The sequence below is a fragment of the Streptomyces sp. ISL-94 genome (assembly GCF_018614075.1).
Taxonomy (GTDB): Bacteria; Actinomycetota; Actinomycetes; order Streptomycetales; family Streptomycetaceae; genus Streptomyces.
Map to the genome: position 1 here is coordinate 21,060 of NZ_JAGGOZ010000038.1, position 16,443 is coordinate 37,502.

The following is a 16,443-nucleotide window of genomic DNA, read 5'->3' on the forward strand; positions in this document are numbered from 1 at the left end:
AGGTCGCTCGCGCGGGCACCGAGTCCGCCCCGGCGGAGGCCGAGTCTGCCGGGGCGGGCGCCGAGTCCGCCGGGACGGGAGCCGGGCCCGCCGACCGGTCCGCGTATGCCCGCGCGGGCGCCGGGCCCGCCGGGGCGGGGGGCGGGGTCGCTCGCGGAGACGCGGACTCCGGGGCGGGTGGTACCCGGAGGGTGCCCGTCGTCGAGGTGGTGTGCGTGGGGTACATCGTTACCTCCGTCATGCGAAGAGCCGTCTCCAGGTTTCCGGGCCCGGGTAGCCGTTGGCCGCGGCCCCGCGCCAGCCCTGGGCGCGTTGGAAGGCCTCGACGTTGCGGCGGTCGGCCTCGCCCCAGCGGGAGCCCGGACCGGATGTGTAGTGCTTGCCGAAGCCCTTCTTCACCAGCTGGCGGCCCAGGGCGGTGATGGCCTCGTGTGACCGGCCCGGGCGGAACACCGGGGGTCCCGGGTAGGCCCGTACCCCGCCCGGACCCGGCGCGGCCGCCACCGTCGGCGGGATGTCCTGGCCCTGCCGCTCCACCAGCAGCCGCCAGGTGTGCGCGCCCGGGATGCCGTCAGCCTCCGCACCCGTCCAGCCCTGGGCGGCCTGGAAGGCCTGGGTGGCAAGCCGGTCGTGCTCGCTCCACGTCCGGTCGGCCACCCCCTTCGGGTAGAACCGGTACGCGCCGCGCTCGATCAGCATCCGGCCCAGCTGGGCGATGTAGTCGTTGGTCTGCCCCGGTCCGAACTTCGCGGCGCCCGGGAAGACCGTCGACTCCCCCGGCTTCGGCCCCGGCGCCGGATCCTCGGGCAGGATCCCGCCCGTGACCCCGCTGAACCGGTACGGGACGTACTTGCTCGCGTTGGCCCAGTAGCCGTAGGGCGTGGCCAGCTTCCGCGTCATGGGCCGCGTCTGCTCGTAGGCGATGTAGTGCGTCTGCGTCTCGTCGACCCAGCCGCCGAAGAGGACCACGTGCGAGCCGTTGTTGGGGTCCGCCGGGTTGTGGAACAGCAGCATGTCCCCCGGCAGCAGCTCCGCCTTGGTGATCTTGGTGGCGAACTTGTCCAGGCTGCCGGTCCACTCGTTCGTGCCGAGGTTCCAGGCCATGGAGACGTAGCCCGAGCAGTCCTGCCGGTACCCGTCCGTCCAGTAGTCGGACATGCTGTACGGGACCTTCGCGTCCAGCCACAGCTTCGCCCGGTTGACGATCGTCGTCCGGTCGATCCGCTTCACGCCGGCCGGTGCGCCCGGCTTGCCGACCGGGCCCTTCTTCGGGCCGTGCAGCGGGCCCCGGCCGCCCTGTGGGGAGCCGGGGTCGTCCAGGGCGACCGGGCTGGGGACCGGAGTGGTCACCGCCCCCGCGGCTGCGCCGCCACCGCCCAGGACCACTCCGGCGGCGGTGGCCAGCACCAGCGCCCGGCGGGCCCCGCGCGCGGCGGGATGACCCCCGTCGCGAAGCGGTATGGCCCGGGCGCGGGCGAGGGAGCGGCGGCGCTGGGCGCATCCCCGGCACACGCAGTCACCCGCGGGCTCGTACTCCTCGAAAACGGGCATCGGCATCTGCACATGCGTCGGCGGCTGCATCGTCATGCGGTTCCGTCCACTCCCCTGCTCGTCCACTGGTCGGCCACGACAGCACCTGGCGGGGCGTCAGGTTGCGCGGCCAGACATATCGTGCACGACAAACTCCCCAAACATGGGTTAATCCGACAAGGTGGGCGTGGCCGGTCACGAGCACCCGCGGAGGTGGGGTAGAGTTTTCCCTGTCAGCAAGCGCCGCTAGCTCAGTTGGTTAGAGCAGCTGACTCTTAATCAGCGGGTCCGGGGTTCGAGTCCCTGGCGGCGCACAGACGGAGGAAGCCCCCCGCAGCGAAAGCTGTGGGGGGCTTCTTCGTTTTCCTCCGAACGGCGGGCTACGCCGCCGTCCCCGGGCGGACTCCCGCGCCCGTCAGATAGGCGGAGACCACCACGTTCGCCGTGTACTCCTTGGCCCGTTTGTCGTAGGAGCCCCCGCAGGTCACCAGCCGCAGCTCGGCCCGTCCCCTGACCCGCTGGCCGTACGCCTTGTGCGGGTCGAAGCCCGCCCGCTCGTAGACCCGTACGTCCTCGATGGTGAACTCGGCGACCGAGCCGTCCGCACGCACCACCCGCACCTTGTCACCCGGCTGCGCCGAGCTCAGCCCGTAGAACACCGCCGGCTTGGACTTGGTGTCCACGTGCCCGACCATCAGCGCGGCCCCGGCGGCGCCCGGCGGGGTGCCCTTGCCCCACCAGCCCACGGTGCCGGGGCTGTCGTACGGGGGCGGTTCGATCGCACCGTCGGTGTCCAGGCCCCGGGAGATCACCGGGGCCTGGATGCCTATGGAGGGCACGTCGACGCGCTGGGGCAGGGCCACGGGGAGGGGGGCGTGCGCGGCAGGCAGGCCCGGGCCCACCGCCCCGCCGGCCTGGCCGGCGAGCGGGGCCGGGACCCCGGTGATCTGGCGGCCCCAGAGCCACAGGCCGAGCACCAGCACCGACCAGGCGGCGAGGGTCAGCAGCCGGCCGCCGCGCGAGGCCCTGCCCTCAGCCACCGTTGCGGCGGCGGCGCAGGGTCAGCGCCCGGCCCGCGACGGCCAGGGTGGCGGCGGCGGCCAGCACGGCGCCGATCACGGTGTGCGGCAGACCCGGGCCGTCACCCCCGTGGTCCTTCTTGGCGGACGCGGCCAACCGGGAGGTCTCCTGGACCTCGGCAGCCATGCCGCCGCCGCCCGCGTGGACCGGCCAGACCGGCGAGGCGTGGTGGGACGGTCGGTGCTCGCCGATCTCGATGGAGCCGCTGACCTTGTCGTGACCGCCGCAGCTCACCCGGATGGAATGCCGGCCCGGCTGGACGTGCGAGCTGATCACCGCCTCGCCGTACAGCGGGCTGCGGCCGCCGTCGCGGCCGAACAGCTCGACGTCCGTCGCGAAGACGGAGGACTTGGCCGTACCCCTCGTGCCGTCACAGCCGTGGACGCGCAGCTTGACCTGCGCCCCCGGGTGGGCCGGATCCGGCTCGACGGAGATGCTGCCGCGATCGCCGCCGCTTCCCCATCGGTCCTCCTCCCCCGCGAGGGCGGTGGGCGCTGCCACGGCGGTCAATGCCGTCACGGCGACGGCCACCCCGGTGACACGGAGCACGATCAGAACACTGCGCATGTGAACCTCCTCAACAAGGAGATTCACGCGCGCTGCGCCGCTCCGCATCCGGAGCGGCGCCGTACGTGTTAGCCGTACGCGTTACACGAGGTCCACCAGGTCGGCGATCGAGTCGACCGTCCTGGTCGGCCGGTACGGGAACCTCTCGGTGTCCAGCGCCGTGGTCAGACCGGTGAGGACGAGGAAGGTCTGCATGCCCGCCTCCAGGCCGGCGAGCACGTCGGTGTCCATCCGGTCGCCGATCATCGCGCTGGTCTCGGAGTGCGCGCCGATCGCGTTCAGGCCGGTCCGCATCATCAGCGGGTTGGGCTTGCCGGCGAAGTACGGCTTCTTGCCGGTCGCCTTGGTGATCAGCGCGGCGACGGCGCCGGTGGCCGGGAGCGGGCCCTCGGTGGAGGGGCCGGTCTCGTCGGGGTTGGTGCAGATGAAGCGGGCGCCCCCGTTGATCAGGCGGACCGCCTTGGTCATGGCCTCGAAGCTGTAGGTGCGGGTCTCGCCCAAGACCACGTAGTCGGGCTCGTGGTCGGTCAGGACGTAGCCGATGTCGTGCAGGGCGGTGGTCAGGCCGGCCTCGCCGATGACGTACGCGGTGCCGCCCGGGCGCTGGTCGTCGAGGAACTTGGCGGTGGCGAGCGCGGAGGTCCAGATGTTCTCGACGGGGACGTCGAGGCCCATCCGGCTCAGGCGGGCCTGGAGGTCGCGGGGGGTGTACATGGAGTTGTTGGTCAGCACCAGGAAGGGCTTGCCGGATTCGCGCAGCCGCTTGATGAAGGCATCGGCGCCGGGGATGGGGGTGCCCTCGTGGATCAGGACCCCGTCCATGTCGGTGAGCCAGGATTCGATCGGCTTGCGCTCTGCCACTGGACTGTTCTCCGCTCTCGGTGGTCTGCGACCTGTGACCTGTGATCTGCGGTCTCTGACCTGGGACCTCTGGTCTGTACCACCCTATCGGGGCGGGGCTGCGGACGCCGTGGGCGTCCACAGCCCGGACGCGCGGGTGTGGATCAGCCCAACTGGACGTTGTCGACGGTCCAGTACCAGTTGTTGTCGCCGCTGCGGCGGAAGCGGATCCGGACGTCCGCGGCACCCGCCGGGATCTGCAGCGGGAGGGACTCCGCCTGGGCGACGGCGTCCGCCGTGTAGGAGGGTGACACCGCCCGTGCCCGTCCTGGAGTTGTCCACGGACCAGCCGGCAAACGGGGTGTGCGTAAAGCCCTTCACCCCCGCCGGAATTCCCGTCTCGTCACGCGGGCCTGGAGGTTGGGGCGCAGGCCGTCGAAGGCATCGCTGTCCGGGGCGTTCGGCGCGACGCCGTCCAGCCCGGTCGTGGGGACGCCGACCTGCTGGAGCGTGGTCGCCGCCCGCGGGGAGGTGCGGACATGCACCGGGTCCGGACCGGAGGTTCTCTGCGCACGTTCGGTCCAGACCTGTATGCAAGCCTCCCTCTTCCGGTCGCGGGCGACCAGGAGGCAACCAGTCAGCTTCCGGTGGCCGACTTCCACGCGTCGACGTAGGCGGTGAGGTTCTTGTCGATGTCGGCCCAGTCCGGCTCGAAGACCTCGACACCGGTCATGATCTTGGCGAGCTCGACGGCGTTGGCGCCGGTCGGCTTGACGTCGGTGCGTGCCGGGAAGCCGCCGCCCACCTCGCTGACCAACTTCTGGGCCTCCTCGCCGAGCATGAAGTCGAGGAGCTTCTTGCCGTTCTCGGTGTGCGGCGCCTTGTCGACCAGGCCGGCCGCGTACGGGAGGGCGAAGGGGCCGGCTTGCCGCCGTCCTTGGCTGGGAACCAGATGCCCGGGTTCGGCATGGACTTGGACTGCGCGAAGTTCATCTGGACGTCGCCGTTGGCGACGAGCAGCTCGCCCTTGTCGGTCTTGGGCGCGAGCTTGCTGGTGGAGGAGGACGCGCCGACAGCAGCTCGCGCAGGGCCTGGCGGACGGTCTCGCGGGACACCTCGTAGCGCTCGGCGAGATCGCGCTCGGTCGGGAGCGCGCCGCCCTCGCCGAGCTCGTCGAGGAGCTCGGCGGTGCGGGCCTTGACTGCGTAGTACTGGGGGATGCGGCCGTGCTCGGGGATGCCGGAGCGGACGGGCGAGCCCGGGCGGTGGTGCGGGGTCTGTTCTTCCGCGGAGGGACTCCATGCGGGCCGCGTGTACGGGCGGCTTCGCCAGTGTCCCCAGGGGGATCAGGGGGCGGGCCGGCGCAGCCGCCGGGCCCCCAGCAGGAGTCCGCCGCCGACGGCGAGGGCGGCCGCGGCCACGGTCCCGGCGCCGTACGCCCGTGCGCGGGGGCCGGTGTGCGCGAGGGAGCCGGCCTCGACGGGGTCCTCGGGGCCCTCGACGGAGAACCGGTAGCCGCCGGCCTCGCCGATCCAGTCGCCGTCGTCGCCCTTGCGCTGGACGAGGGCGGCGTCGGCGACGACTTCGCCGGTGGGGGCGTCGGGCGCGAAGGCGAGGCGGACCTTGACGGTCAGCGATCCGCCGGGGGCGACGGTGAACCCGGGGAAGGCGTCGCCGCCGTCGAAGACGGCGATGATCTCGTCGCGGTCGGTCCGCTCCAGGCTGACGGGGAGGGTGCCGCTCGAAGTGTCGAACTCCATCCGCAGGTGGGCGGGGCGCAGGGCCCGGGTCTTGTCGGTGAGGACGACGACGGGGTGGATGGCGGTGCAGGTGGAGTTGGTGGTGTTGGTCAGGTCCAGGTACCAGGTCTGCGGCTCACCGCCGGTGCGGTAGACGGCCGGGCCGCCGCGGATGCGGGCTCCGATGGGGAAGGCGGTGCTCTTCCCGTCTCCGCAGGTGGCCTGCGCGCGGGAGGGCAGCGCGGGCGCGGGCCGGGCCCCGCCGCCGTTGCCGATGTCCGCTGCCGCGGTGGGCGCGCTGGTGGCTACGAGTACGGCGGTGAGGGCAAGGGCTTTGCGCAGTCGCATGGAAGACCTTCGCTGCTCGCCGGGCGGGATGATGGTCGGACGAGGTGACAATCACCCCGGTCCTGCCCGAACGGTGCCACCCACGCGCAACCCCTGACGGCACGCCGCGCCTGAGCTGTTCCGGTTTACGCCCAGACGGCCCACGAGGTCAAGCCGGTCACCCCGGGGGCCCGCCCCAGCGCACCCGGCGGCGGCACCCCGTCCCGGCGCGCCTGCACTGCGTTCGTCCGGCCCCGCAGGGCATATCGAGCCCGGCCGGCGTTTGTGGCGCGGGGTCCGGGGCGGAGCCCAGGTGATGCCGGGCGGCCCGGGCAGCGCCTCATCACGTCCGGCATTTCCGGCTCGCCGGGCACCACTCGGCTCACCGGGAACCATCCGGCCCCACAGGGCGTATCCAGCCCCGCCGGCGTTTGAGGCGCGGGGTCCGGGGCCGAGCCCAGGTGATTCCGGGCGGCCCGGGCAGCGCCCCACCACGACCGGCATTTCCGGTCCGCCGGGCGCCACTCGGCTCCACCGGGAACCATCCGGCCCCGCAGGGCGTATCCAGCCCCGCCGGCATTTGAGGCGCGGGGTCCGGGGTTGACACCCGGCGGCGCGGGAGCCGCGGCGGCCGGGCCGCCCGGCGGGGGAGCCGGTCAGGCCGCGCGTCCGAAGAACGGCGCGAGCGCCAGCTCCGCCGCCCCCTCCGCGACGCCGCGCACGGCCAGCCCCACCACTGCCACCGGCTCCGCAGCCGACGCCCGCGCCGCCAGCACCGCCCGCACCCCCTCCACGAAGACCTCCGGGGCCGCGCCCACCACGCGCCCGCCCAGCAGGACTTGGTCCACATCCAGCAGCGCGACCAGGTTCGCCGCCCCCTCGCCCAGGATCCGTGCCGCCCCCGCCAGATCCCCCCGGGCCACCGCCTCCAGGCACAGCACCTCCGCACACCCCCGCCCCCCGCACCGGCACGGCGGCCCGTCCAGCCGGAGCACCTGGTGCCCGAACTCCCCCGCCCCCGACCGCACCCCCCGGTAGATCTCGCCGCCCAGCCGCAATCCGGCCCCGAGCCCGGTGCCGACGTGCAGGTACACCGAGGTGGAGGCCGGAGCGGAGGGGTCCCGCGGCGCCGCCACCCCGGCATTGGTGTCCTTGTCCAGCAGCACCGGCACCCCCAGCCGCCCCGCCAGCACCTCCCGCAGCGGAAAGCCCTCCCATCGCGGGAACCCCGTCACCCGGCCCATCACCCCGGTCCGGTGGTCCAGCGGCCCCGGCGCGGCCACCCCGATGCCCAGCGGCGCCGGCCCGGCCGGATCGGATACCCGCGCGATCTCCCGTACGACCGCCTCCACCACCACCTCCGGCCCGGCCCCGAAGTCCAGCGGGCCGCCGCTCTCGGCGACGACCCCGCCGGCGAGGTCCACCCGTACCGCCCGGAGCTCGTCGCGGTCCACGTGCACCCCGACCGCGTGCCGCGCCTGCGGTACCAGCCGGAGCAGGGTCCGCGGCTTGCCCCCGGTGGACGGGGCGCGGCCGGCCTCCCCGACCAGCCCCTCCGCGACCAGCCGCGCCGTGATCTTGCTGACGGCCTGCGGGGTGAGCCCCGTACGGGCGGCGAGTTCGCTGCGGCCCAGCCCGGCCGGCCCGCCGCCGCGCAGCAGGTCCAGCAGCAACGCCTCGTTGTGCCCGCGCAGCGCCGGCAGATTCACGCCACCACCGCCACCGCCACCGCCACCACCGCCGCCACCCTGCCAGTCCCCGCTACCCCTGTTCACCTGCCCATTGTCCACCCTCCTTGCACTTCGGCAACACTGTTGCCAAAGTGGCCGGTATGAACGCCTCCGCCCCCGTCCCCGCTCCCCTCGCCACCTCCACCGTCCCCGCTCCCCTCGCCACCTCCACCGCCACCGCTCCCCTCCGCGTCGGCCTCGTCGGCTACGGACTCGCCGGTTCCGTATTCCACGCCCCCCTCGTGACCGCCACCGACGGACTCGTCCTCGACACCCTCGTCACCTCCGACCCCGGCCGGCAGGCCCAGGCCCGCGCCGAGTTCCCCGACGTCCGTATCGCCGCGTCGGCGGACGAGCTGTGGGAGCGGAAGGACGGCGACGCCCTCGACCTCGTCGTGATCGCCTCCCCCAACCGGACGCACGTCCCGCTGGCCACCGCCGCCCTCACCGCCGGCCTCCCCGTCGTCGTGGACAAGCCGCTCGCCGCCACCGCCGCCGAGGCGCGCGAACTCGCCGCCCTCGCCGAGCGGACCGGCACCTTCCTGTCCGTCTTCCAGAACCGCCGCTGGGACAACGACTTCCTCACCCTCCGCCGCCTCCTCGCCGGCGGCGAACTCGGCGAGATCCAGCGCTTCGAGTCCCGCTTCGAGCGCTGGCGCCCCCAGCTCAAGGGCGGCTGGCGCGAGTCAGGCGCCCCCGAGGAGATCGGCGGTCTGCTCTACGACCTCGGCAGCCACGTCGTCGACCAGGCGCTGGTGCTGTTCGGCCCGGCCGTACGGGTCTACGCCGAGACCGACCTGCGCCGCCCGGGCGCCGAGGCCGACGACGACACCTTCCTCGCCGTCACCCACGCGAACGGCGTCCGCTCCCACCTCTACGTCAGCGCCACCACTGCCCAACTGGGTCCGCGCTTCCGCGTCCTGGGCTCGCGGGCCGGCTACGTGAAGTACGGCCTCGACCCGCAGGAGGTCGCGCTGCGCGAGGGGCTGCGGCCGGGGCGGGACGCACCCTGGGGGGAGGAGCCCGAGCACCTCTGGGGGCGGCTGGGCTCCGGCGAGTCCCCGCTGACCGGCGGCGGGACCCCGGTCCGTACGGTGCCGGGCGACTACCCGGCGTACTACGCGGCGGTGGCCGCCGCGCTGCGCGGGGGCGGCCCCGCGCCGGTCACCGCGTACGAGGCCGCGCACTGCCTGGACGTACTGGAGGCGGCCCGCGTCTCGTCCCGGGACGGGGTGGTCGTGGAAATCCCCGCCCCACCTGCCGCGCCGTAGGGGCGGGCCGGCAACCGGGCGGCCCGCGGGGGCGGGCCCGGCAACCTTCGGGGCACACGCACGACGGGGCGGGGCCACCACTGGCGGCCCCGCCCCTTCCCCTCAGGCTCGCGTTACGCGCCCTTGAACTCCTGGCGCTGACGGCCCAGGCCCTCGATCTCCAGCTCCACGACGTCCCCGGCCCGCAGGTACGGCTTCGGCTCCGGTTGGCCCATGGCCACGCCGGCCGGCGTACCGGTGACGATGACGTCGCCCGGGTACAGGGTCATGAACTGGCTCAGGTACCGGACGACCTCGCCGACCGGGAAGATCTGGTCCGCGGTGTTGCCGTCCTGCTTGAGCTCTCCGTTGACCCACAGCTTCACGTCCAGGACCTGCGGGTCCGGGATCTCGTCGGCGGTGGCCAGCCAGGGGCCGAGGGGGGTGAAGGTCTCGCAGTTCTTGCCCTTGTCCCACGTGCCGCCGCGCTCGATCTGGAACTCGCGCTCCGAGACGTCGTTGACCAGCACGTACCCGCCGACGTGCGCGAGGCCCTCCTCGGCGGAGCCCAGGTAGCGGGCGGTGCTGCCGATGACGACGCCGAGCTCGGCCTCCCAGTCGGTCTTCACGCTGCCGCGCGGGATCAGCACGGTGTCGTCCGGGCCGACCACGGTGTCCGCGGCCTTCAGGAAGAGGATCGGCTCGGCCGGCGGCTCCGCGCCGACCTCGGCCGCGTGCCCGAAGTAGTTCAGCCCGATGCCCACGATCTTGCCGATACGGCCGACCGGCGACCCGATGCGCAGCCCCTCGGCGTCGAGTACCGCAAGCTCGCCCGCTTCGGCCGCTTCCCGTACCCGCGACAGCACGGAGTCGTCGGCGAGCAAGGCGCCGTCCACATCCGTGATCAGGCCGGACAGGTCACGCAGGGTCCCGTCCTGGTCGAGCAGCGCGGGGCGCTCCGACCCGACCGGTCCGACACGCAGCAGCTTCATGGGCATTCTCCCGTGGTCGAGGATGGTCGGCCCATGGGCATGCCCCGGGCCGGACGATGGGTTGCGGCCATCGGAGGATTGGTGAATCCTCCAAGAAGTCCGACCAATCCGCAAGACCCTGTTCACAGACTGGAACGGGGTGCTCCGCTGCCCCCGGCCCGGTGCTGGAGCCAGGCGCGCTCCGCCACCGACCACGCCGTGGTGGTCAGCAGATAGAGCCCGGCGGCCAACGGCACCACGGCGGCCGTGATCAGCGTCCCGAACGACAGCAGGGGCAGTACGCCGCCCAGCTTGCGCAGGGCAGCCTGCTGCTCGGCGGTCAGCGCGGGCGGCGCCCCGGCCGCCCCCTTCCCCGCAGCCTTGCCCCCGGCCATGCCTGCGCCGGCCCGTCCGGCCGCGGGGAGAGCGGGCGCGGGCACGGGCGCGGGAACGGGCGCGGCCGCCGCGGCCCGCCGCCCCCGCACCGCACTCCAGGCCGCCACGACGCCGATGGCCGCGAACAGCCCGAGGAACACCAGCCCCTGCGCCCCGAACAGGCCGCCCTCCCCGAGGGCCTCGGTCCACCGCGCCCCGAGCGGCGCGCCGAAGAGCCGGTGGCTCAGCAGCTCGTCCGCCGAGGAGAACGCCTGGTACATCAGGAAGAACACCGGCAGCTGGAGCAGCACGGGCAGGCAGCCGGCCACCGGGGTCGCGCCGCGGAAGGCGGCGCGGCTCAGCGGGTGCAGTGCGAGCCGTACGAGCACGGTGAACAGCACGATCGCGGCAGCGGTCGCGGACTCGGCCAGCACCGGCTCCAGGAACCGGCCCAGCTCGACAACAAGATGGGTGAAAACGGACACGTGGGCCCTCCGAGGGGTCTCGTCGAACGTCGAAAGACAGGCATTTCGGCGTGACGACCCACGAGGGGCGACAACAGTGATCAGTCAGTCAGCAGAAGGCGAGAGGTACTGCGCGCCCCTACGCGGCCGTCAGGACGAGACGGCCGGGCGCCCTGGGCCGCGACCGGCCCGAGGCATCGGGATCGCGCTGCGGCAGGAAGGCCGTGCGCTGCTCGCGATCGCGGATGGCGGTACGTATTCGGTGCGGCGGCACGGGCCGCACGAGCCGCGCGGCGGCGGCCAGGGCCTCGGCCCCCACGGAGACGGCGGCGACAGCGGCCGCGAGGGCGACCACCACGGCGCCCGGCCCGCTCTCCCCGGCGAACAGCCCGAGAGCCGCTCCCACGAGCAGGACCAGCGGCAGCAGCACGGCTGCCGCGCCCAGGACGCGGGAGAACAGGGAGAAGGACAGCGAGCGGCGGCGCCCGCCGTGTCCCGGCCCGTCCATGCAGACCGCCCCCTTCCCCTCCTGCGCACGAACTCCCGTACGAGATGCGGTACTCGTGACCGATTCTAACCGCGCCCACTGACAACAGGACCGGCAACCGCTGTTGCGTGCCACAGAACTACCGGCCGTGATGCCAGACCAGCGTGGAGCGCCAGAACAGCCTCCGGCGCAGCCGCACGCCGGGCGGAACGCGGCGGGCATCAGCGACGATGTCGGCGAAGGTCATCGTCGCCGGCCGGGCAGGGGCGGTCATCGAGTCCGGCCGTGGCGCCTTGCGCCCCTTGTTCTTGATCCAGGCCATCGCGACGTTCGCCGGAAGGGCGGCAGCACCGAGGAAGTGGTCGCCGAGTGACCGCGCTCGGGCGACTCCCACCACCACCAGGGTGCCGCCCGGTGCCAGGTGCCGGCGAAGGCGGATCAGAGTGTCGGAGAACGGCAGATGGTGGATGGTGGCGACACACGTGATGACGTCGTAAGGACCAGCAGCCACCTCGGTCCGTGCGTCTGCGACGGTGAAGGCCGCCGGGGCCCCCGGCGGAGTGAGTTCCCTCGCTCGGGCCACGATCGCCGGGTCTGCGTCCACAGCGAGCACCGACGTGGCACGTGAGGCCAGGAGCCGCGCCAGGTCGCCGCTGCCCGAGCCGACGTCCAGCGCCTTCTCGAAGCGCCGGGGGAGCTGCCGCATGATCCACCGGTGGTAGTGGGCGTTGTGGTCCCACGGGTGGGCGGCGGGGAAGCGGTCGAGTGCTCGGAAGAGGCGGTGCAGCAGTGTCGACATGTCCACGTCCGTCACCTCGGTCCGCGCCTAGGAGGCGAGCGTCCCCCAGACCACGAGACGGTACTTGGAGGTGTACTCGGGCGTGCAGGTGGTGAGCGTGATGTACGCGCCGGGCTCGCTGTACCCGTGATCCGGCTTCACGACGCTCCGCGGCACGGGCGCGATGACCCCGGTGTCCCGCTCCGTCGTCTCGTCCAGGACCTTCCCCACCACGTAGGTGTACCTGCGCCCCTTCACGTCGACGATCAGCCGGTCGCCCTCCCGCAGCCGGTTGATGTAGCGGAACGGCTCCCCGTGGGTGTTGCGGTGCCCTGCCAGCGCGAAGTTCCCGCGCTCCCCGGGCCGGGCGGTCCCGGGGTACTGGCCGGCGTATCCCTTGTCGAGCACGCTGCGCTTGTCGACCCCCTGCGCGACGGGGACGACGAGGCCGAGCCGCGGGATGCGCAGCACGGCGTACGCCCGCTCCTGGGCGGCGGCGGCCGGCGGCCTGGCGGCGGGCGCCGAAGGCAGGGAGGGCGCGGACGAGGACGAGGACGAGGACGAGGACGACGGAGACCCCCCACCCCGCCCCTCACCGGCAGGCACGCCAGAAGCATCAGAAGGATCAGCAGAAGGCACGCCTTCCACGGAAGAGGACGGCGACGAACCACCCCACTCACTCTCCAGGGCCTGGACCTGCTCCCGCGCGGCGGCCGCGGCCTGCCGATTGGTCCACCACACCTGGTGCACCACCAGCAACGCCACCACCACACCCACCGTGGTGATCACCTCGGCGCACGCCCACAGCACACCGGCGAGACCGGCCCGGCGCACCCGCCGGCCGCTCCCGTGCACCACCACAGGTATGCGATCTCGCACGGGCCGCACCTTAAGTCCTCCCCCGTCAACTGACCAGCAGCAGTACGGTGTAAACCATGCGCCCCGACACGCCTGCCGAGCACATCGCCGAAGCCGAGCGCCTCATCCGCACGGCGACCCGCTACCCCCAGGACCAGGAGCCCTTGCTCCTCCAGGCCGCGGCCCACCTCGAACTGGCCGACGAACGCGATCGGGCGAGCGCCCTGTACGACCAGCTCCTCTCGGCCTCCCCCGCCGGCCCGTACCTGATCAAGGCCCTCCAGGCGGCGAACCTGTGGGAGTACGGCCACGAGGCGGAGGCCCGCGCCCTCATCTCGGGCATCCGCGCCGCCGCGCCCAAGGACCCGGCGCCGTGGGAGGTCATCGCGGAAGCCCTGGAGACCCACGACGAGTTGGAGGCCTCGCACGACTGCTTCACCGAGGCGGCGACCCTCCTCATCACCGAGGAAGAGCCGCTCACCGCGGCCACCACCGCCCTCCTGACGGGCCGCCACCGCGTCCGCCGCCTCCTCGGACGCCCGCACGACGACTGGGACATGGTCGCCGACACCCGCCACATCGGCCCGATCCCCCTCGACGAACTCCACGACCCGAAGCGCATCTGGGCCCTGGGCTCCGACGACCCCTCCGAACTCCGCGCCGAGATCGCCCGCCTGCGCGCCGAACTGGGCGACCGCCGCGCCGCCCTCTCCCGCCCCTTCCCGGTGGCGATCCTCCACTGGCCCGCACGCGAACTGGCCGAACTGCTCACGTCGTACCCCACCCTCGCGGCGGAGTACCCCTCCCACGAGGCCCACCTGAGGAAGATCGAAACCTCCCTCCGCGCCCTGGCCGCCTCGGGCACCACGAACCTCGGCATCGTCACCGCGAGCGTCCCCTCGTACGAGGCCTTCGCCGCCTCGGAGCGAACCTCCCCAGCCTCCCCGTCCCTCCTGGCCGAATACGCCACGACCCTGGCCGCCCGCGGCAAAGCCACCCCCTGGCCCCCGACCCCCACCTCCCCCTGCTGGTGCACCTCGGGCAAGCCGTACAACGAGTGCCACGGGGCGCCCACCGCTTGATTAGTCGACCATGCCCCAGGCGGCAGCGGTGCTGGTGCCGTCCCAACCATCACCGTTCTGCCAAATCGCGGCGATACCTTGGTCCTCGAGGTAGGGGGCGTATACGCCTATGTCCTCGGAGAACAGGCCTATGAGGTGAGGAGCAGCAAGCCGCTGCTCTCGATAGAGGAAGTAGCTGTACTCGCGAAGTTGCGCTACGGCTTCGCGTACAGCTTCGGCCGCGTCCCCCTGCCTGATGACTTTGACCTCTACGAGCCACTCCGGGGCACCCTCGTCCGCAACATCACCCTGCCGGAGAATCAGATCCTTGGGGTGGATCCGCAGGTTCGTCGGCGTGAAGTCTCGAGTCACGATGTACGCGCCAAAGTCTCGGATCAACGCCTCATGCTTCTGGCTCTTCAACTGCTGCCGGGCAGCGATGTTCGCCACGTATCCGCTGCTGTTTCGGGGCTTGAACCCAGTCGACGCCGCCATCGCACGCGTCTCAATGCCCTGCCAGGAACCTGGAAGCTCTCGATCGTCTTGATCTTCCTCCCTGGCAGCACGCCAAGCAGCATCAGCGGCAGCAGCGCGCTGCAGTAGGTTTTCTGCCACACGTAGATCCTGCTGAAGCTGTCCCTCAACAGGCAGGTTGTCCGCCTCGTACCGGCGAGCTACAACGCTCGCCGCTTCATACGACTCGGGGCGATCGCCACGACCAAACAACGGGCGATGGTTCCACTGCTCGACCAGGCTTGACGGAAGCGACCCCTGTAGTCTCACGGCCTGCCGCTCAAGATGCGTGAGGAAAGCTTTCTTCTCTTTGATCTTTTCGCTTAGGTCAGTGACCCCCTGCTGCAGGGTCAGCGTCACAGACGTGAGATCCGTACTGAAAATGTAGGCAAGGTACAGACCAGCCTTTGGGTCTCTATTGATCTCCGGGTCAAAGACCCCAATCCATGGCGCACTGGCCGCGCTTCCCTTACCGCCGAACCCGGCAACATCCCAGCCCTCCCGCACCCCGAGATCGGTGCGGCTGGACACTGCTCGAAGAGCCTTCTGGCCGACTACGTCTGCACCCGTGCCAGCCTTCTGCTCATAAGTCTGCGCTACCTCAAGGAGCAACTCCCGCATCGTCATGGCCTGACGCTATGCAGAGATCAACACCCGTCGATCCCTACCGATCATTTCTGGCCCACAACTGGCTCGATCTCGACGCCCCTCATGCGCGACACCCCCGTGCCCGGGCCGTCAGGTGGCCCGGGCCGGTCGCGACCCCTCGAACACTTCTCCATTCGGCTAGAGCCTCCCTTCCAGCGGTAATGAAAGTTGGACGTGACCACGGGCCATGATCGTCGGTGGGGTGGGGCGGGAAGCGGCCAGGGTCAGGAGGGTGCGGAGGGCCGCCAGGACTTCCGTGGGGGTGTCGCGGATTATCGAGGGGGTCGCGCTGACCACCAGGATGCCGTGGGATTCCAGGCGGAGGCGGCGGCGCAGGGTGGCGTGCCAGGCGTCGCGCGTGTAGTGGTACTCCGCCGAGTCGATCTCCAGGGCGACGCCCTCGTCGGGCCAGTAGGCGTCGGGGCTGGCCAGGAAGGTGCCGTCGGGCGTGTGGAGGCGGGCGTTCCACAGGGGGGTCGGGAGGTCCGTCGCCGTGAGGGTGTCGCGGGCCTGGGCCTCGGCGATCGAGCGGACTCCGGCGAGCAGTTCCGCAGCGGCCGTGCGGATCGCGGGGCGGGTGAGGAGGCGGGAGGCGCGGAGTTCGGTGTGCAGGTCCTGCGGGTGGCACCAGCCGGCCTGGACGACGTGGGCCAGGGTCGAGCGGATGCGGTCGGGGTCCTCGGCGCGGGAGGCGAAGTCGGCCGCCGCCCGGACCGGGCGGGTGCTGGGGATGCCGGAGACGGTGATGGTGCGCGGCCAGCGGGAGGTCGGCAGCGGCCGGACCTCCGGGGTGCCGGTGAGGCGGCGCGGGGCGCGGATCAGGACGTCGGCCGGGGTGGGCGGGGCGTCGCGGATGCCGAGGAGGGCGAGGGCGGCGCCGCCGGTGAGGACGGCCGTGTCGCCGGAGAGGGGGTCAGCGGCCGGCTCGGCGGCGTACAGGACGGCGGAGAGGGCGCGTTGCCGGTGGTCCGGGGGCCCGGTCTGGAGGAGGTAGACCCGGGGCAGCAGGCGCTGCCAGGGGCCGCCGGGGCGGGTCCGGGAGGTGATCGTGCCGCCGGGGACGCCGGCGGTGGTGAGCTGGTGGCGCGTGGCCAGGTTGAGTTGGCGGCGCGGCGCGCCGGACTGCTGCGGGGTGATCATCATGCGGCCGGTATGCCCGGCCCCGTCGGGAAGACACCTTCGCCGGGGCGTGCCTTCCCGAGGAGGTCGGGGCGCGCGGCCCTGG

Annotated in this window: 17 protein-coding genes, 1 tRNA gene and 2 pseudogenes; 3 read left to right on the forward strand and 17 right to left on the reverse strand. The window is 72.6% G+C overall.

From position 1 onward, the window contains the following. Nucleotides 1-237: 237 nt before the first annotated feature. A complete protein-coding gene (locus tag J7E94_RS14400; protein WP_215015647.1) occupies nucleotides 238-1,557 on the reverse strand; it encodes a peptidoglycan-binding protein in 1,320 nt (439 codons plus the stop codon). Between the two features lie 213 nt (nucleotides 1,558-1,770). On the opposite strand from J7E94_RS14400, the gene J7E94_RS14405 reads away from it, so the two are divergent. Further along, nucleotides 1,771-1,844: transfer RNA gene (locus J7E94_RS14405), tRNA-Lys, on the forward strand. A gap of 66 nt (nucleotides 1,845-1,910) precedes the next feature. Here the strand turns inward: J7E94_RS14405 and J7E94_RS14410 are convergent. From J7E94_RS14410 to J7E94_RS14445, 9 genes and pseudogenes are all read right to left on the reverse strand, one after another. Next, a complete protein-coding gene (locus tag J7E94_RS14410; protein ID WP_215015594.1) occupies nucleotides 1,911-2,570 on the reverse strand; it encodes a class F sortase in 660 nt (219 codons plus the stop codon). After that, entirely contained in the window at nucleotides 2,563-3,177 is a 615-nt protein-coding gene (locus J7E94_RS14415) for a hypothetical protein (protein WP_215015596.1), read from the reverse strand. Before J7E94_RS14415 ends, J7E94_RS14410 begins: the two co-directional genes overlap by 8 nt. Before the next feature lie 81 nt (nucleotides 3,178-3,258). Beyond that, nucleotides 3,259-4,038, reverse strand: a complete 780-nt coding sequence (locus tag J7E94_RS14420; protein ID WP_215015598.1) for an HAD-IIA family hydrolase — start codon at nucleotides 4,036-4,038, stop codon at nucleotides 3,259-3,261. Nucleotides 4,039-4,181: 143 nt separating this feature from the next. Then, nucleotides 4,182-4,331, reverse strand: a complete 150-nt coding sequence (locus tag J7E94_RS34515) for a hypothetical protein (protein WP_251056658.1) — start codon at nucleotides 4,329-4,331, stop codon at nucleotides 4,182-4,184. A gap of 63 nt (nucleotides 4,332-4,394) precedes the next feature. After that, complete coding sequence (locus tag J7E94_RS34520; RefSeq protein WP_251056659.1) at nucleotides 4,395-4,562, reverse strand: hypothetical protein; 168 nt, start codon at nucleotides 4,560-4,562, stop codon at nucleotides 4,395-4,397. Nucleotides 4,563-4,654: 92 nt separating this feature from the next. Further along, a pseudogene (locus tag J7E94_RS14430) lies at nucleotides 4,655-5,091 on the reverse strand (extracellular solute-binding protein); the annotation flags it as partial. Continuing rightward, nucleotides 5,091-5,255: pseudogene (locus tag J7E94_RS35390) on the reverse strand (GntR family transcriptional regulator); the annotation flags it as partial. The pseudogenes J7E94_RS35390 and J7E94_RS14430, both read right to left, overlap by 1 nt. Nucleotides 5,256-5,363: 108 nt before the next feature. After that, nucleotides 5,364-6,104 carry a hypothetical protein gene (locus J7E94_RS14440; RefSeq protein WP_215015599.1) on the reverse strand — a complete coding sequence of 247 codons (741 nt, stop codon included), beginning with the start codon at nucleotides 6,102-6,104 and terminating at the stop codon, nucleotides 5,364-5,366. Nucleotides 6,105-6,739: 635 nt separating this feature from the next. After that, complete coding sequence (locus J7E94_RS14445; protein WP_215015600.1) at nucleotides 6,740-7,858, reverse strand: ROK family transcriptional regulator; 1,119 nt, start codon at nucleotides 7,856-7,858, stop codon at nucleotides 6,740-6,742. 56 nt (nucleotides 7,859-7,914) lie between these two features. Here J7E94_RS14445 and J7E94_RS14450 point away from each other — a divergent pair, with 56 nt between their 5' ends. Then, nucleotides 7,915-9,084, forward strand: a complete 1,170-nt coding sequence (locus tag J7E94_RS14450; protein ID WP_215015601.1) for a Gfo/Idh/MocA family oxidoreductase — start codon at nucleotides 7,915-7,917, stop codon at nucleotides 9,082-9,084. Between the two features lie 113 nt (nucleotides 9,085-9,197). On the opposite strand, the gene J7E94_RS14455 is transcribed toward J7E94_RS14450, so the two are convergent. The 5 genes from J7E94_RS14455 to J7E94_RS14475 form a co-directional block, all read right to left on the reverse strand. Continuing rightward, nucleotides 9,198-10,055, reverse strand: a complete 858-nt coding sequence (locus tag J7E94_RS14455; RefSeq protein WP_215015602.1) for a fumarylacetoacetate hydrolase family protein — start codon at nucleotides 10,053-10,055, stop codon at nucleotides 9,198-9,200. Nucleotides 10,056-10,177: 122 nt separating this feature from the next. After that, nucleotides 10,178-10,894: a YidC/Oxa1 family membrane protein insertase gene (locus J7E94_RS14460; protein WP_215015603.1), complete on the reverse strand. Its 717-nt coding sequence runs from the start codon at nucleotides 10,892-10,894 to the stop codon at nucleotides 10,178-10,180. Nucleotides 10,895-11,012: 118 nt separating this feature from the next. After that, on the reverse strand, nucleotides 11,013-11,381 hold the full coding sequence (locus J7E94_RS14465; RefSeq protein WP_215015604.1) for a DUF6412 domain-containing protein: 369 nt from the start codon (nucleotides 11,379-11,381) through the stop codon (nucleotides 11,013-11,015). 118 nt (nucleotides 11,382-11,499) lie between these two features. Further along, the gene (locus J7E94_RS14470; protein ID WP_215015648.1) at nucleotides 11,500-12,159 is read right to left on the reverse strand and encodes a bifunctional 2-polyprenyl-6-hydroxyphenol methylase/3-demethylubiquinol 3-O-methyltransferase UbiG; all 660 of its coding nucleotides are present in this window, start codon (nucleotides 12,157-12,159) and stop codon (nucleotides 11,500-11,502) included. A 27-nt stretch (nucleotides 12,160-12,186) separates the two neighbouring features. Next, nucleotides 12,187-13,017, reverse strand: coding sequence for a class E sortase (locus tag J7E94_RS14475; RefSeq protein ID WP_215015605.1), 831 nt, complete (start codon nucleotides 13,015-13,017; stop codon nucleotides 12,187-12,189). A 56-nt stretch (nucleotides 13,018-13,073) separates the two neighbouring features. Here J7E94_RS14475 and J7E94_RS14480 point away from each other — a divergent pair, with 56 nt between their 5' ends. Beyond that, a complete protein-coding gene (locus J7E94_RS14480) occupies nucleotides 13,074-14,078 on the forward strand; it encodes an SEC-C metal-binding domain-containing protein (protein ID WP_215015606.1) in 1,005 nt (334 codons plus the stop codon). Here J7E94_RS14480 and J7E94_RS14485 read toward each other — a convergent pair whose 3' ends face one another. Together J7E94_RS14485 and J7E94_RS14490 are read right to left on the reverse strand one after the other, a co-directional pair. After that, nucleotides 14,079-15,197, reverse strand: a complete 1,119-nt coding sequence (locus J7E94_RS14485) for an MrcB family domain-containing protein (RefSeq protein WP_215015607.1) — start codon at nucleotides 15,195-15,197, stop codon at nucleotides 14,079-14,081. It lies immediately after the preceding gene. A 159-nt stretch (nucleotides 15,198-15,356) separates the two neighbouring features. Next, a complete protein-coding gene (locus J7E94_RS14490) occupies nucleotides 15,357-16,361 on the reverse strand; it encodes a hypothetical protein (RefSeq protein ID WP_215015608.1) in 1,005 nt (334 codons plus the stop codon). Nucleotides 16,362-16,443 lie beyond the last annotated feature (82 nt).

What these genes read in the sequence shown, in the direction of transcription:
- J7E94_RS14400 (WP_215015647.1), bottom strand. Translation starts at nt 1,557, where the DNA reads ATGCCGATGCCCGTTTTCGAGGAGTACGAGCCCGCGGGTGACTGCGTG.
- J7E94_RS14415 (WP_215015596.1), bottom strand. Translation starts at nt 3,177, where the DNA reads ATGCGCAGTGTTCTGATCGTGCTCCGTGTCACCGGGGTGGCCGTCGCC.
- J7E94_RS14485 (WP_215015607.1), bottom strand. Translation starts at nt 15,197, where the DNA reads ATGACGATGCGGGAGTTGCTCCTTGAGGTAGCGCAGACTTATGAGCAG.
- J7E94_RS14455 (WP_215015602.1), bottom strand. Translation starts at nt 10,055, where the DNA reads ATGAAGCTGCTGCGTGTCGGACCGGTCGGGTCGGAGCGCCCCGCGCTG.
- J7E94_RS14440 (WP_215015599.1), bottom strand. Translation starts at nt 6,104, where the DNA reads ATGCGACTGCGCAAAGCCCTTGCCCTCACCGCCGTACTCGTAGCCACC.
- J7E94_RS14465 (WP_215015604.1), bottom strand. Translation starts at nt 11,381, where the DNA reads ATGGACGGGCCGGGACACGGCGGGCGCCGCCGCTCGCTGTCCTTCTCC.
- J7E94_RS14450 (WP_215015601.1), top strand. Translation starts at nt 7,915, where the DNA reads ATGAACGCCTCCGCCCCCGTCCCCGCTCCCCTCGCCACCTCCACCGTC.
- J7E94_RS14490 (WP_215015608.1), bottom strand. Translation starts at nt 16,361, where the DNA reads ATGATGATCACCCCGCAGCAGTCCGGCGCGCCGCGCCGCCAACTCAAC.
- J7E94_RS14470 (WP_215015648.1), bottom strand. Translation starts at nt 12,159, where the DNA reads ATGTCGACACTGCTGCACCGCCTCTTCCGAGCACTCGACCGCTTCCCC.
- J7E94_RS14480 (WP_215015606.1), top strand. Translation starts at nt 13,074, where the DNA reads ATGCGCCCCGACACGCCTGCCGAGCACATCGCCGAAGCCGAGCGCCTC.